General features: G+C 71.6%; 9 protein-coding genes, 1 tRNA gene and 1 pseudogene. 7 read left to right on the top strand and 4 right to left on the bottom strand.

The genetic code is table 11. The annotated features are described in order from the left end of the window. The first annotated feature begins 2 nt into the window (after positions 1 to 2). Positions 3 to 884, top strand: coding sequence for an NAD(+) diphosphatase (gene nudC, locus AC2W7E_RS15510; RefSeq protein WP_485989465.1), 882 nt, complete (start codon positions 3 to 5; stop codon positions 882 to 884). Then, positions 881 to 2,602 carry an ATP-dependent helicase gene (locus tag AC2W7E_RS15515; protein ID WP_303708265.1) on the top strand — a complete coding sequence of 574 codons (1,722 nt, stop codon included), beginning with the start codon at positions 881 to 883 and terminating at the stop codon, positions 2,600 to 2,602. Before nudC ends, AC2W7E_RS15515 begins: the two co-directional genes overlap by 4 nt. Before the next feature lie 821 nt (positions 2,603 to 3,423). Here the strand turns inward: AC2W7E_RS15515 and AC2W7E_RS15520 are convergent. After that, the gene (locus AC2W7E_RS15520) at positions 3,424 to 4,821 is read right to left on the bottom strand and encodes a zinc-dependent metalloprotease (RefSeq protein WP_085607054.1); all 1,398 of its coding nucleotides are present in this window, start codon (positions 4,819 to 4,821) and stop codon (positions 3,424 to 3,426) included. Between the two features lie 118 nt (positions 4,822 to 4,939). Here AC2W7E_RS15520 and AC2W7E_RS15525 point away from each other — a divergent pair, with 118 nt between their 5' ends. The 3 genes from AC2W7E_RS15525 (at position 4,940) to AC2W7E_RS15535 (ending at position 10,193) form a co-directional block, all read left to right on the top strand. After that, positions 4,940 to 6,031 carry a YlbL family protein gene (locus AC2W7E_RS15525; RefSeq protein ID WP_085607056.1) on the top strand — a complete coding sequence of 364 codons (1,092 nt, stop codon included), beginning with the start codon at positions 4,940 to 4,942 and terminating at the stop codon, positions 6,029 to 6,031. A gap of 74 nt (positions 6,032 to 6,105) precedes the next feature. After that, positions 6,106 to 9,012: a UPF0182 family membrane protein gene (locus AC2W7E_RS15530; RefSeq protein WP_025102983.1), complete on the top strand. Its 2,907-nt coding sequence runs from the start codon at positions 6,106 to 6,108 to the stop codon at positions 9,010 to 9,012. Positions 9,013 to 9,350: 338 nt separating this feature from the next. Then, positions 9,351 to 10,193: a universal stress protein gene (locus AC2W7E_RS15535; protein ID WP_485989467.1), complete on the top strand. Its 843-nt coding sequence runs from the start codon at positions 9,351 to 9,353 to the stop codon at positions 10,191 to 10,193. Between the two features lie 8 nt (positions 10,194 to 10,201). Here the strand turns inward: AC2W7E_RS15535 and AC2W7E_RS15540 are convergent, their stop codons facing one another. Both AC2W7E_RS15540 and AC2W7E_RS15545 read right to left on the bottom strand, forming a co-directional pair. Further along, a complete protein-coding gene (locus AC2W7E_RS15540; RefSeq protein ID WP_485989468.1) occupies positions 10,202 to 11,077 on the bottom strand; it encodes an aminoglycoside phosphotransferase family protein in 876 nt (291 codons plus the stop codon). An 87-nt stretch (positions 11,078 to 11,164) separates the two neighbouring features. After that, positions 11,165 to 11,238 (bottom strand) — tRNA-Met (locus AC2W7E_RS15545). A 78-nt stretch (positions 11,239 to 11,316) separates the two neighbouring features. Between AC2W7E_RS15545 and AC2W7E_RS15550 the strand changes: the two genes are divergently transcribed. After that, on the top strand, positions 11,317 to 12,126 hold the full coding sequence (locus AC2W7E_RS15550; protein WP_485989469.1) for a carbon-nitrogen hydrolase family protein: 810 nt from the start codon (positions 11,317 to 11,319) through the stop codon (positions 12,124 to 12,126). 10 nt (positions 12,127 to 12,136) lie between these two features. Here the strand turns inward: AC2W7E_RS15550 and AC2W7E_RS15555 are convergent, their stop codons facing one another. Then, on the bottom strand, positions 12,137 to 13,339 hold the full coding sequence (locus AC2W7E_RS15555; RefSeq protein WP_485989470.1) for an aminotransferase class I/II-fold pyridoxal phosphate-dependent enzyme: 1,203 nt from the start codon (positions 13,337 to 13,339) through the stop codon (positions 12,137 to 12,139). Positions 13,340 to 13,434: 95 nt separating this feature from the next. On the opposite strand from AC2W7E_RS15555, the pseudogene AC2W7E_RS15560 reads away from it, so the two are divergent. Then, a pseudogene (locus AC2W7E_RS15560) lies at positions 13,435 to 13,697 on the top strand (serine protease); the annotation flags it as partial.

Raw genomic sequence — 13,697 nt, forward strand, 5'->3', positions numbered from 1 at the left:
CGATGAGCATTCCGCGCCCGTTCTTCGACCGCGCCGCCGAACTCCGCGAGGAGGAGGGCGTGCTCGAGCGTCTGCGCGACGACGCGGGCTCGCGCGTCGTCGTCGTCCGGGAGGGACGTGTGCGCGTGGCGGCCTCCGCGCTGCTGCGCGTCTCGCCGGACGAGGTCGCGGACGGGACATGGGCGCTGCTCGGCCGGGATGCCGACGGCGCGGCGCTCCTGCTCGCCGCGCTGCCGCCGGAGACCGATGCCCTCGACACCGCGCCCGACGAGATCTGGCTCGGGCTCCGCGACCTCGGCGGGCGCCTGGACGCGGGGGAGTCCGAGGTCCTGGTCGCCGCCGTCGCCCTGGCCGGCTGGCTCCGCGACGCCCCGTTCTGCCCCACCTGCGGCGGAGGGACGGAGCTGCGCAACGCGGGCTGGTCTCGACGGTGCCTGGTGTGCGGGCGCGAGCACTTCCCGCGGACCGATCCCGCCGTGATCGTCGCCGTCGAGAGCGGGGACGGCGAGCGGCTGCTGCTCGGCGCCAACGCCAACTGGGGCGGACGCATGTACTCCTGCTTCGCGGGTTTCACCGAGGCGGGCGAGTCCCTCGAAGCCACCGTGCACCGGGAGATCGAGGAGGAGTCCGGCGTGCGGCTGTCGGCCCTCCGCTACGTCTCGTCGCAGCCGTGGCCGTTCCCGCGGTCGCTCATGGTCGGCTTCCGGGCGGTCGTCGAGGACAACGCGGCGGCGCGCCCGGACGGCGAGGAGATCATCGACGTCCGGTGGTTCACGCGGACGGAGATCGGCTCCGCGCTCGCGGGGAACGGTCCGGTCGGACTCCCGGGGCCGGCCTCGATCGCGCGGGCCCTCATCGTCAACTGGTTCGAGGAGCGCCCGTGAGCGCACTCGATGCCCTCGACGAGCGGCAGCGAGCGGCGGCCTCGGTCCTGCGGGGCCCGGTGGCGGTGCTCGCGGGGGCCGGGACGGGCAAGACCAGGGTCATCACGCATCGCATCGCGCACGGGGTGGACACGGGTGCCTACTCGCCGTCGCGCGTGATGGCGGTCACGTTCACCGCGAAGGCCGCCGGTGAGCTCCGCGGCCGCCTCCGTGCGCTCGGGGTCGAGGGCGTCGCCGCCCGCACCTTCCACGCGGCGGCCCTCGCACAGCTCAACTTCTTCTGGCCCACCCTGGCCGGTGCGCCCGCGCCGTCGATCATCGACAACAAGGTGCGCCTGCTGGGCCAGGCCGCCGATGCCATCCGCCTGCGTCCGAGCACGGCGACCCTGCGCGACATCGCCGCGGAGATCGAGTGGCGGAAGGTCTCGATGGTCTCGATCGACCGGTACGCCGAGCTCGGTCGGCCGATCAGCGGGATCGACCCCACGCAGCTCGTGGAGCTGATGCGCGGCTATGAGGCGCTCAAGGACGAGCGTCATCAACTCGACTTCGAGGACGTGCTGCTCGCCTGCGCGGGGATGCTGGAGACCGAGCCCCGGGTCGCGGCCGCCGTCCACGAGCAGTACCGGCACTTCACCGTCGACGAGTTCCAGGACGTGTCGCCGCTCCAGAACCGGCTCCTGGAGCTCTGGCTGGGCGATCGGCACGACATCTGCGTGGTCGGCGACGCCAGCCAGACGATCTACTCGTTCGCCGGGGCGGAGCAGCGCTTCCTGCTCGAGTTCGAGCGGCGGCACCCCGACGCGACCGTCATCCGTCTCGAGACGAACTACCGGTCCCAGGCCCCCATCCTGACGGCGGCGAACGCCTTGATGCACGGCAGGCCCGGCGCGCTGGAGCTGGTCCCGGCCCGGGAGCAGTTCACGGCGGAGCCGCCGACGGTCACCGCGTACGACACGGAGGCCGAGGAGGCCGCGGGCATCGCCGCCGGCGTCGCGGCACGGATCGCCGGGGGCGCGTCCCCGGCGGAGATCGCCGTGCTGTATCGCGCCCATGCGCAGTCCGCGGTGCTCCAGCAGGCGCTCGCCGCCGAGGGCATCGCCACCTCGGTGCTCGGCGGCACGCGGTTCTTCGCCATGCCGGAGGTGCGCCAGGCGATCCTCGCGCTCCGTGCGGCGGCGGTGGCGCCGACCGAGCACGGATTCCTGCCCGGGGTGCGACGGGTGCTGCGCGAGCTGGGACTCACCGAGGAGCCTCCGGCGGCCGGGGGAGCCCAGCGCGACGGGTGGGAGGCGCGGCGTGCCATCCTCCGTCTCGCGGAGGAGGCGGGGCCGGAGACGACTCTGCGGTCCTTCAGCGACGAGCTCATGGCCCGCGCGAAGGATCAGCACGAGCCGACGATGCGGACGGTGACGCTGTCGACGCTGCATGCCGCGAAGGGCCTGGAGTGGCCGCACGTGTACCTGGCCGGATGGGCGGAGGGGTCTCTGCCCATCTCCTACGCCACGACGTTCGAGGCCGTCGATGAGGAACGGCGTCTGGCCTACGTCGGGGTCACGCGGGCTGCGCGCACGCTGGAGCTGTCGTGGGCACGGACGGCGGGGCGCGGCGAGCGGGCGCCGTCGCGGTTCCTGGCGGAGATGGGCACGACGGCGCGCGGCACAGGCATTCTGCGCGAAACCGCACCGAACGCCACGCGATCCCGCCGTCCGCGCTGACCCTGGCGATGCGCGCCGGATCGGCCGCGCGCAGGAGATGCGCGGCGACGGCCCCGGCGGCGGCCACCCTGGCGAGCGTGAGGCGTCCGGGGTCGCGGCCGACGAGCTGACCGTGCAGGAGCGGCCAGGCCGGATCGCGAGCGGTGTCCTCGGCGTCCCGGCAGCTCAGACACGGCGTGACCCCGGGGATCACGAGCGGCCCCACGGTGATGCGCGCGGGCTCGACCGCGACGGGCAGGTGCGGGTGGTCGGCGCGCAGCATCGGGGCGAACTGCACGGCGGCCGCCGCGCCGGGGACGAGGACGACGGCGACCGCCGTCGACCCCCGCTCCTCGGCCGTCGCGAGCGGCACGCCCTCGTCCTCGAGCGTCTCGCACAGCCGCCCCTCCGCGCGCGTGTCGGTGAGGCCGAGCGCGGAGACGCGGGCGGCGCGCGGCGGAGCGGGCTCATCCTGCAGCGCGGGTTCGACGACGGCCAGCAGCCGTCGCGCCTCGGACCACGGTGCACCCGCGCGGTGCGCGATGACGTCGAACGCGCTGCGCCGGAATCCTCGGCGCATGCGGCTGAGGACCCGTTCGACCCACGGTGCGGAGGCCGGGACCCGGATGCCGGGGTCGTCGCCGATCTGGAGGGTCGTCCCATCGCGCCAGAGCAGCGGGAACGCGGGATCGAGACGGGTCAGGGTCGTCGGGGTGAGCGGCACCCCTCGATTCTGCGGAGCCGCGCGACGCCGCAGGCCGGTTCGAGGGATCGGTGGAGAGATCGGCGGGCTCTGCCCGGTCGGGGAGGGAGAGTGCTCAGTCGTCCTCGATGACCCGGGCTCAGACCGGGCGTTCGCCCTCCGGAGCGTCGTCGTCGTCCTCGCCTCTGCCCTCGGCCGGCGTCTCCCCGGAGAAGTCGTCGCCGTCCAGCAGGCGCGCGAGCGCCTCGTCGAACTCGTCCGCCTCGGGCTGCTCCCCGCGCTCGGCGGCCTGCAGACGTGCGATCAGCGCCGTCGGGTCGTCGATGTCCTCAGCGGTGGGCATGAGGTCGGGGTAGTCCCACAGGGAATCCCGCGCGGCGACGCCGACGGCATCCGTGACCGCGCGCCACATGGCGGACGCCTCGCGGATGCGCCGCGGGCGGAGCTTGAGCCCGACGAGCGCGCCGAGGGCGTCCTCCGCCGGGCCGCCGACCGCGCGACGGCGGCGGGCCGCCTCGGCGATCCTGCCGCCGTCGGGCAGCCGGGTGGTGGCCTCCGCCGTGACCACGTCGACCCAGCCGTCGATGGTCGCGATGAGGTTCTCCAGGCGGGCGAGGGCCTCGCGCTGCGCCTCGGTCTGCGTGGGCAGGAGGGCGCCGCCCTCGATCGCCGCGCGCAGCTCCTCGGGGTTCGAGGGATCGAGGCGGCTCGCCACGTCCTCCAGGGCGTCGACGTCCACCGTCACGCCGCGGGCGAAATCGGTGATCTGCGCCATCACGTGCAGATGCAGCCACTTGGCGTGACGGTACAGGCGGGCGTAGGCGAGCTCGCGGGTGGCGATGTAGAGCGCGATCTGGTCCTCGGGGATCTCGAGCCCCTCACCGAAAGCCGTGAGGTTCTGCGGGATCACGGCGGCCGTGCCCGCCGGCAGCACGGGGATGCCCACGTCGCCGCCGGAGACGACCTCGAGCGAGAGGTTGCCGAGCACCTGCCCGAACTGGGCGGCGAAGACAGAGCCGCCCAGGCCCCGCATCAGGCGTCCCGCACCCTGCACGACACCGCGCATCTCCTCGGGGACCTGGGTGTCGAGCGCGGCCGTCAGGGCGTCGGCGATGCTCGTCGAGACGGGGCCGGCGATCTCCTTCCACACCGGCAGCGTCTTCTCGACCCACTCGCCGCGGGTCATCGCCACCGGGGGAGCGGCGAGTTCGGAGATGGTGGTCACCTCGCCCAGCCACAGGTTCGCGAGAGCGAAGGAGTCGGCGAGGGAGGATCGTGAGCCGTCGGCGATGCCCTGGCCCTCGCGGTTGGCGATGTGGAGGGCCTGCCGGAGCGAGTTCTCCCACGGATCGCCGCCGAAGGCACCCTGGAGCTGCGCCATGATCGTCTGCATCATCGCCGGGTCGAACGTGAAGCCGTCCATCCCCTGGAAGGCGCCGCGCAGCGCCTCGGGGTCGATGTCGCCGCCGCCCTGGTTCGAGAGCATCCGTCGCAGGAACTCCTGGAAGTCCTCCGGGTTCGGTTCGTTGTCTGCCATGTCGCTCGCCCTCTCAGCACGTCTGAAGCCGTGGCATCTACGCTAGTCACAGGTTTCAGTGCGCGACCCCGAAGCGGGCAGATCGCTGTACGCCGCTCGCGAACGACGGAGGATTGCTGTGGAACGACCGCGCGCAGGGAAGCTCGGACTCGGGGTCTGGGCGCTGGTGGTCGCGCTCGCGGCGCTCGCCGTCCTCACGTTCCTGCCCTCGCCGTACGTCATCCAGCGCCCTGGTCCCGTGTACGACACCCTCGGCACCGCGAAGAACGCGGACGGCGAGCAGGTCCCGCTCATCAGCGTGGAGGGGACGGAGACCTACGAGACGGGCGGAACGCTCGACCTCACCACCGTCCAGGTCGTCGGCAACCGGGAGCGCACGCCGAGCTGGTTCGAGCTCGCCCTCGCCTGGATGGACGCGTCGCGGGCCGTCGTGCCGCTGGACGCGGTCTTCCCCGAGGGCGTCACCACCGAGCAGCGGGACGAGCGCAACGCGATGCTCATGGTCGACTCGCAGCACGAGGCGACGGCCGCCGCGCTGAACGAGCTCGGCTACGACACGGGAGCCGAGGTCGTCGTGGTCGATGCGGTCGAAGGGTCGCCGGCCGACGGTCTGCTCCAGGCGGACGACGTGATCACCGCGATCGACGGCACGCCCGTGACCTCGGCCACCGCGCTGCGCGAGGCCATCCAGGAGGCGGGCGGCGATCCGGTCGCGCTCACGGTGCGCCGCGACGGCGACGAGCAGACCGTGGAGATCACGCCAGAGGAGCAGACCCAGGACGGCACGACGACGTGGCTGATCGGCATCACGCTGCGCACGGACTACGACTTCGAGGTCGACGTCACGATCCAGCTCGACAACGTCGGCGGCCCCAGCGCGGGGATGATGTTCGCTCTCGGGATCATCGACACCCTGACGCCGGGCGAGCTGAACGGCGGCAAGGAGGTCGCGGGTACGGGGACGATCGACGCCGAGGGGACCGTCGGGCCGATCGGAGGCATCCGCCAGAAGCTCTACGGCGCCCGCGACGCCGGTGCGGACTACTTCCTCGCCCCGGAGGCGAACTGCGACGAGGTCGTGGGGCACGTTCCGGACGGCCTGCAGGTCATCCGCACCGCGACCCTCGACGAATCGCTCGCGGCGCTGGAGGTCATCGCCGAGGACGGCGACGTCGACGCGCTGCCGACCTGCGACGTCCCGGCCACCTGAACCGGCGCGGGTCGTGACCCCGCCGTGACCGGTGTGACAGCCCGCCCACAGCGAGCGGTGCCTAGGATGGAGGGGTGACCTCGACCCCAGCCCAGCCCCCGGCCACGCCTCGAACCTCCCGACGCATCCTCGGAATCTCCCTGGTGATCATCGCCGCGCTCATCGCGGCGTTCTTCGTCTTCGCGTCGCTCTACACCGAATTCCTCTGGTTCGACCAGGTCGGGTTCACCGGCGTGCTCACCACGCAGTGGATCGCGACGGCGGTGATGTTCGTCGTCGGCTTCCTCGGCATGGCCGTGCCGCTGTTCGTCGTCATCCAGCTCGCGTACCGGCTCCGCCCGGTCTACGTCCGGCTGAGCTCGCAGCTCGACCGCTACCAGGAGGTCATCGAGCCGCTGCGGCGCCTGGCGATGTGGGGCATGCCCATCTTCTTCGGCCTCTTCGCGGGGTTCGCGGCAGCGGGCAACTGGAAGACCGTGTGGCTGTGGGCCAACGGCGTCGCCACCGGTGAGGTCGACCCGCAGTTCAAGGTCGACACCGGCTTCTACATGTTCGCGATGCCGTTCTACTCGATCCTCCTCGCGTTCGTCTCGGCGGTCCTGCTGCTCAGCCTCCTCGTCACCGCACTCGTGTCCTACCTCTACGGCTCGGTGCGCGTCGGCCAGGGCGAGCTGCGCATCTCCAAGCCGGCCCGCATCCAGCTCGCGGTCATCGCGGGTCTCTACCTGCTCGTGCAGGCGGCGAGCCTGTGGCTGGACCGCTACAAGACCCTCGTCGAGCCGGACGACCGCATCACGGGTGCCGCCTACACCGGCGCCAACGCGACCATCCCCGGCCTCGGCATCCTCGCGATCATCGCCGCCGTCGTCGCCATCCTCTTCTTCGTCACGGCCGTCATCGGCCGCTGGCGCTTCCCGCTCGCGGCGACCGCGCTGCTGATCGTGGCCTCGCTCGTCATCGGCATCGGCTACCCGTGGGTGGTCACCACCTTCCAGGTCAAGCCGAACCAGAACGCCTACCAGGCCGAGTACTACCAGCGGAACATCGACGGCACGAAGGAGGCCTACGGCGTCGCCGACCTGGAGACCACGGCCTTCGAGGCCGAGACCGACGCCGAGGCGGGGCAGCTCCGCGCCGACGCCGAGACCACCGCGTCGATCCGCATCATGGACCCGAAGGTCATCCCGCCGACGGTCCGTCAGCTCGAGCAGTACCGCGGCTACTACCAGTTCCAGACGACCATGGACGTCGACCGCTACGAGATCGACGGCGTGAAGCAGGACACCGTCGTCTCCGTCCGTGACCTCGACATGTCGGGCCTCGGCGACGGCGACAACTGGAACAACCGCGTCGCGGTCTACACGCACGGCTACGGCCTCGTCGCCGCGGCGGGCAACCAGCGCACGACCGACGGCGAGCCCGTCTTCCTCGAGCGCGGCATCCCGACCTCGGGCTTCCTGTCCGAGCAGGGCGACTTCGAGCCGCGGGTCTACTTCGGCGAGAACTCCCCGGAGTACTCCATCGTGGGCGCCCCCGAGGGGGCCGACCCGGTCGAGATCGACTACCCGCGGGGCAAGGACGGCTCGAGCGAGACGAAGACGACGTTCTCCGGGAACGGCGGGCCGAAGATCGGCGACAGCTTCACCAAGCTGCTCTACGCGCTCAAGTTCCAGTCGGAGCAGATCCTGTTCTCGAACCTCGTCAACGAGGACTCCCAGATCCTCTACGACCGCGACCCGAAGACCCGCGTGCAGAAGGTCGCGCCGTACCTCGAGCTCGACAGCGACCCGTACCCGAGCGTCGTGGACGGCAGGATCGTCTGGATCGTGGACGGCTACACGACGAGCTCGACCTACCCGTACTCGACGAGCGTGAGCCTGTCCGACGCGATCGCCGACTCGAACGTGCCGACGCCGTCGCTCGCGATCGACGACATCAACTACATCCGCAACTCGGTCAAGGCCACGGTCGACGCCTACGACGGCTCGGTCACGCTGTACGCCTGGGACGAGGAGGACCCGGTCCTGAAGACCTGGCAGAAGGTCTACCCGTCCACCCTCAAGCCGATCAGCGAGATGTCCGGCGAGCTCATGAGCCACGTCCGGTACCCGACCGATCTGTTCAAGGTGCAGCGCGACATCCTCGGCATCTACCACGTCGACAAGGCCGGCTCGTTCGCCCAGCAGGACAACCGCTGGCAGACGCCGAACGACCCGCGCAGCGACGCGATGCTGCAGCCGCCGTACTACCTGACCATGCAGATGCCGGGTCAGGACGAACCGCGGTTCTCGATGTTCTCCACGTTCATCCCGGCCTCCCAGGGCGCGGGTGGAAGCCGTGACGTGCTGATGGGCTACCTCGCCGTCGACTCCGATGCCGGCGCCGAGAAGGGCGTGAAGGCCGAGGGGTACGGGCAGCTGCGCATGCTCGAGATCGACACCGACACCACGGTGCCCGGTCCCGGTCAGGTGCAGAACACCTACAACTCCGACACGGCCGTGGTCCCGCAGCTCAACCTGCTCCAGCAGGGGGAGTCCGAGGTCATCTACGGCAACCTGCTGACCCTGCCCGTCGGTGGCGGTCTGCTCTACGTCCAGCCGGTCTACGTGCAGTCGTCCGAGGGGACGCAGCTGCCGCGTCTGCAGAAGGTGCTCGTCGCCTTCGGTGACCGGGTGGCCTTCGAGAACACGCTCACCGAGGCGCTGGACACGCTGTTCGGCGGCGACTCCGGAGCGACCGGTGGTGACGACGAGGTCGAACCCACCGATCCGGGCACGACCGATCCCGACACCGGCGAGACGCCGACCACGCCGACGCCGACGGACGAGCAGGCCGATGCCCTGGCGAAGGCGCAGCAGGCGCTGCTCGACCGCCAGGCGGCTCTCGCCGAGGGCGACCTGGAGAAGTTCGGCGAGGCGGACAAGCGCCTCACCGCGGCCGTCGAGAAGCTCCTGGAGCTGGAGGCCGCCGCGGGAGAGTGATGCTCCCACGCACACGAAAGGGCACCCCCCGCGGGGTGCCCTTTCGCGTTCCCGGAACTCGCGGTGCACCGGAAGCCGGTCCGCCGCACCAGGCGCTCGCGCGAGATCAGGCGCCACCCTGCACGCGAGCCTGATTCCGCGCGGGTGCCTGGTTGCGCGGGCGGCGCGGCGGGACAGGCGTTCTCGCGGCAGCAGGCGGGCGCGCGAGGTCAGGCGCCCTCTGGGCAGGAAGCCTGAACGGGCGCGAGTGCCTGAGCCGGCGGAGGGTTTTGTCCGGGACGGACCGTCGCGCGGGGAGGGGGTGGCATGGGAGGGTGGAGGGGAACAGGGAGGGTGCCGTGGCTGAGCGCATCGTTGTGGGAGTGGTGGACACGTCGGCGGGACGACGAGCACTGGAGTGGGCCGCGCACCGCGCCCGGTCGCGGAAGGCCACGCTGCTCCTCGCGAGCGTCGTCGGGGGAGCGGTCGGCGCCGTCGGGGAGGGCCCCGTGGTGGACGCCGCGATCGCGGCGGCGCGGAGTCTGCTGGAGGAGCACGCGAAGACGCTGAAGGATCAGGGCCTGGACGTCGACCTCGTCGTGCTCCGCGGCGACCCTGTCCGTCAGCTCGTCTCGACCACCGCGGGCGCGAACCTCCTCGTGATCGGCAGCGACTTCCGTCCCGATGACGCGGACAGTCCCCGGCGCGGGGCACACGGGCTGCGCATCGTCGCCGACTCCTCCTGCCCTGTCGTGGTGATCCCCGACATCGAGACGAGCGACCGTCGCGGTGTGGTCGTCGGGGTGGACGGGTCTCCGATCTCGGAAGCCGCCGTCGCGTTTGCCGCTGCCGAAGCCGACCGTCTCGGCGAGCCCCTCGTCGCGGTGACGGTATGGACTCCCGTCCCCCTCCCGCGCGGAGCGAGGGCGTATCCCGAGCAGTACCTCTCCTCCATGCAGGAGCTGTCCGAGGAGACCCTCGCCGTCGCTCTCGGCGGATTGCGCTCGACCTATCCGGATCTCGAGATCCAGCCCCGAGTCGAACGCGGATATCCGTCCGAGGTCATCAACCGCGCCGCCGCCACCGCGAGCCTCGCCGTGGTCGGCTCGCACGGGCGGGGCGCGGTCGCCCGCTTCCTGCTCGGCTCCATCAGCCACGAGGTGCTCGCCGCGCTCGTGGCGCCCACCGCCGTCGTCCGCTGACCGGAGGCCTAGAGCGGGCTGGTCAGCACCTCGTGGAGCACGCGTCGGCTGTCGTCGCCGCCCGGCCCTGACCCGTCGGAGAGAGTCACTAGGGCCTTCCAGAGTGCCCAGCCGCGAGCCCGTCGCCAGGTCGCGGCATCCAGGTCGACGGCGTCGCGGAACGCATCCCGCGCGTCCCCGTCGAAGTACGTCCATGCCATGACGAGGTCGCAGGCCGGATCGCCGACGCCGCAGGTGCCGAAGTCGATCATCGCCGACAGGCGGCCGTCGCTGACGAGCAGGTTGCCGACGGCGACGTCGCCGTGGAACCAGACCGGCGAGGACTCCCACGCGCTGCTCGTCGCGTCGAGCCAGACGCTCCGGCAGAGTTCCGCGTCCAGGGTGCCGTCCAGCCGCTGGAGTGCGGTGTGGACCTCATCGCTGTAGACGCTCGGATGCGAACCGCGGAAGAACGAGTGCCGACCGGCGGCCCGCCCCGCGTGCACGCGGAGAGACCTCAGGACGCGGAGGAGGCCCCCGAGATCCGCGGCGAGGCGAGCGCGATCGATCCCCGTGGCGTGGTCGACGGTGTCGCCGTCGAGCCACCGGCGGATCGACCACGGCAACGGATAACCTCGACCGGGTTCCCCCAGCGCCACGACGGAGGGAACCGCGACGGGGAGCCTTCCGTCGAGGAACTCGAGCGCCCTGCTCTCCTTCTGCACGGCCGGGGCGTAGGCCTCGGCACGAGGAAGTCGCACGGACAACTCGTCGCCGAGACGGAGCGTCCTGTTGTCCCATCCCTGACGCGCCACGGCGCGGACGGGCAGGTGCGCCCAGCGGGGGAACTGCTCCGCGATGAGGTCGGCGACGAGCCGCTCATCGATGTCGACCGGTCGGTTCACCCCTCGATACTCGCAGAGCTCGGCTCCCGCCACATGCGAAAGGCCCTCCGGCCTGGGATTTCTCCCGACCAGAGGGCCTTTCATTTGTTGCGGGGACAGGATTTGAACCTGCGACCTCCGGGTTATGAGCCCGGCGAGCTACCGAACTGCTCCACCCCGCGGCACAAGAGATAACTTATCACGGATCCGGGGAGCCGTCGAATCGAGCGCGGCGGCAGCGGGTGCGAGAGGATGGCGTCATGTCTGAGAACACCGCCGTGCCCGTCGCCGTGTGCCAGTTCGCCCCCACCGATTCGCGCGAGCACAACAGGGAACGGATCGCGGAGCTGGCGACGGAGGCCGCACGGCTCGGGGCGAAGCTGATCGTGTTCCCCGAGTACTCGAGCTACTTCGTCGACCCGATGGACGAACGCCTCGCGGCGAATGCGGAGGGTCTCGACGGCGAGTTCGTGACCGGGCTGATCGGTCTGGCCGCGGAGCTCGCCGTCGTGATCGTCGCCGGCGTCACGGAGAGGGCCTCGGACGAGGGGCGCGTGCGCAACAGCGTCGTCGCCGTGCGCGGCGACGGCATCCTCGCGGTCTACCGGAAGCAGCACCTCTACGACGCGTTCGGGCAGACCGAGTCGGACTGGGTGGAGCCGGGGGAGATCGGCGAGCCCGCGGTGTTCGAGGTCGGCGGACTGCGCTTCGGGCTGATGACCTGCTACGACCTGCGGTTCCCCGAGCTGTCGCGGCTTCTCGCGGTCGCCGGCGCCGATGCGCTCGTGGTGCCCGCGGAGTGGGTGCGCGGACCGCTCAAGGAGCAGCACTGGACCACCCTGCTCGCCGCGCGGGCCATCGAGAACACGGTGTTCGTGATCGCCGCCGACCACCCGGCGCCGATCGGCGTGGGCCACTCGCGCATCGTCGACCCGCAGGGCGTCGTCCGCGCCGGCATCGGCTCCGAGCCCGGAGTGGCCCTCGGCGTGGTCGACGGCGCGGCGATCGCGCGCGTCCGTGCGACCAATCCCTCGCTGCGGGCCCGCCGCTACGCTGTGGTGCCGCGCTGACCGGACCCGCTCACGGGTTCAGGCCGGCGAGGCGCGCCGCCGCCTCCTCGAGGACATCGATGCGCTTGCACGCCGCGAAACGCACGAGCCCCGCGTACGCCGAGCGCTGCGCGGAGGACACGAAGGCGGTGAGCGGGATCGCGACGACGCCTGCACGGTCAGGAAGCGTGCGGCAGAAGGCCGCTGCATCGGCGCCGCCGAGCGCCGTCGCATCGGCCACCGTGAAGTAGCCGCCCTGCGGTGCGTGGACCGTGAAGCCGGCGGCGCGGAGACCGTCGCCGAGGATCGCGTGCTTGCGGGCGAGCACGGCGGCCGCGTCGGTGAAGAACGCGTCGTCGAGGCGGAGCCCGACGGCGACGGCGGGCTGGAACGGGGCGCCGTTGACGTAGGTGAGGTACTGCTTGACGGTCAGGACGGCCGTGATGAGTGCGGCGGGGCCGTGCACCCAGCCGATCTTCCACCCCGTGGTCGAGAAGGTCTTCCCCGCAGACGAGATGGTGAGCGTCCGATCCGCGGCACCGGGGAGGGTGGCGATCGGGACGTGCGGGGCGTCGAAGGTGAGGTGCTCGTATACCTCGTCGGTGACGATCACGGCGTCGTGCCGCGCGGCCAGGCGCACCACCTCGCGGCGCACTTCCTCGTCGAAGACGGCTCCGGTGGGATTGTGCGGGTCGTTGACGAGGATGATCCTTGTCCGGTCAGTGACGGCCTCCGCCAGCTGATCCAGGTCCGGCTGGAACTCGGGCGCCCGCAGGGGCACCGTCCGGAGCCGGGCACCGGCGAGCGCGACGGCGGCGGCGTACGAGTCGTAGTAGGGCTCGAAGACGACGACCTCGTCCTCCGGCCCGTCGATCAGGGCGAGCAGGGTCGCGGTGAGGGCCTCGGTGGCGCCGGCGGTCACGATGACCTCGGTACCCGGGTCCACCTCGAGTCCGTAGAACCGCCGCTGGTGCTCCGCGATGGCCGTCAGGAGGTCGGGGAACCCGCGTCCCGGCGGGTACTGGTTGACCCCGTCGGCGATCGCGGCGCGTGCGGCGTCGAGCACCGCCTCCGGGCCGTCCTCGTCCGGGAAGCCCTGCCCCAGATTGATGGCTCCGGTTCTGACCGCCGCGGCGGACATCTCTGCGAAGATGGTGGGCGCGACGGTTCCGTCCGCGTCGAGCAGACCGGCACCGGCCGCCGTGCGACGCCATGCGCCGGGGATGACACTCATGAAGAACAGGCTAAGGCCATAGCGGAAACTCACGCTGGGCATAAGGAACGCACAGGGATGCGGGGCATCCTGGAGGGGCGTTGAAGGAGCACACCATGAACCAGGACAACCCGCAGGACCGCCCGGCACCGGCGTCGGACGACGCCGTGTCGGCCGGACTCACCCCCCAGACCCCTCAGACCCCCGAGGCCGCGCCGAGCACGCCGTCTCCGGCCGCCGACGGCACCCCTGTGACGGGCGCTCCGGCCGCTTCCGCCCCGGTCGCCCCGCAGGGCCACCACATGCCGCCGACGTTCGCGTCGCACGCCGCCGGCGCCCCGACCGTGGCACCCGTGCCGCACGGGCTGGCCGCGCCCCG

The sequence above is a fragment of the Microbacterium sp. CFSPD4_SD4 genome (assembly GCF_057364585.1).

Bases quoted from the DNA above. Each gene is read 5' to 3' on its own strand.
- nudC (WP_485989465.1), top strand. From the start codon at position 3: ATGAGCATTCCGCGCCCGTTCTTCGACCGCGCCGCCGAACTCCGCGAG.
- AC2W7E_RS15550 (WP_485989469.1), top strand. From the start codon at position 11,317: ATGTCTGAGAACACCGCCGTGCCCGTCGCCGTGTGCCAGTTCGCCCCC.
- AC2W7E_RS15520 (WP_085607054.1), bottom strand. From the start codon at position 4,821: ATGGCAGACAACGAACCGAACCCGGAGGACTTCCAGGAGTTCCTGCGA.
- AC2W7E_RS15555 (WP_485989470.1), bottom strand. From the start codon at position 13,339: ATGAGTGTCATCCCCGGCGCATGGCGTCGCACGGCGGCCGGTGCCGGT.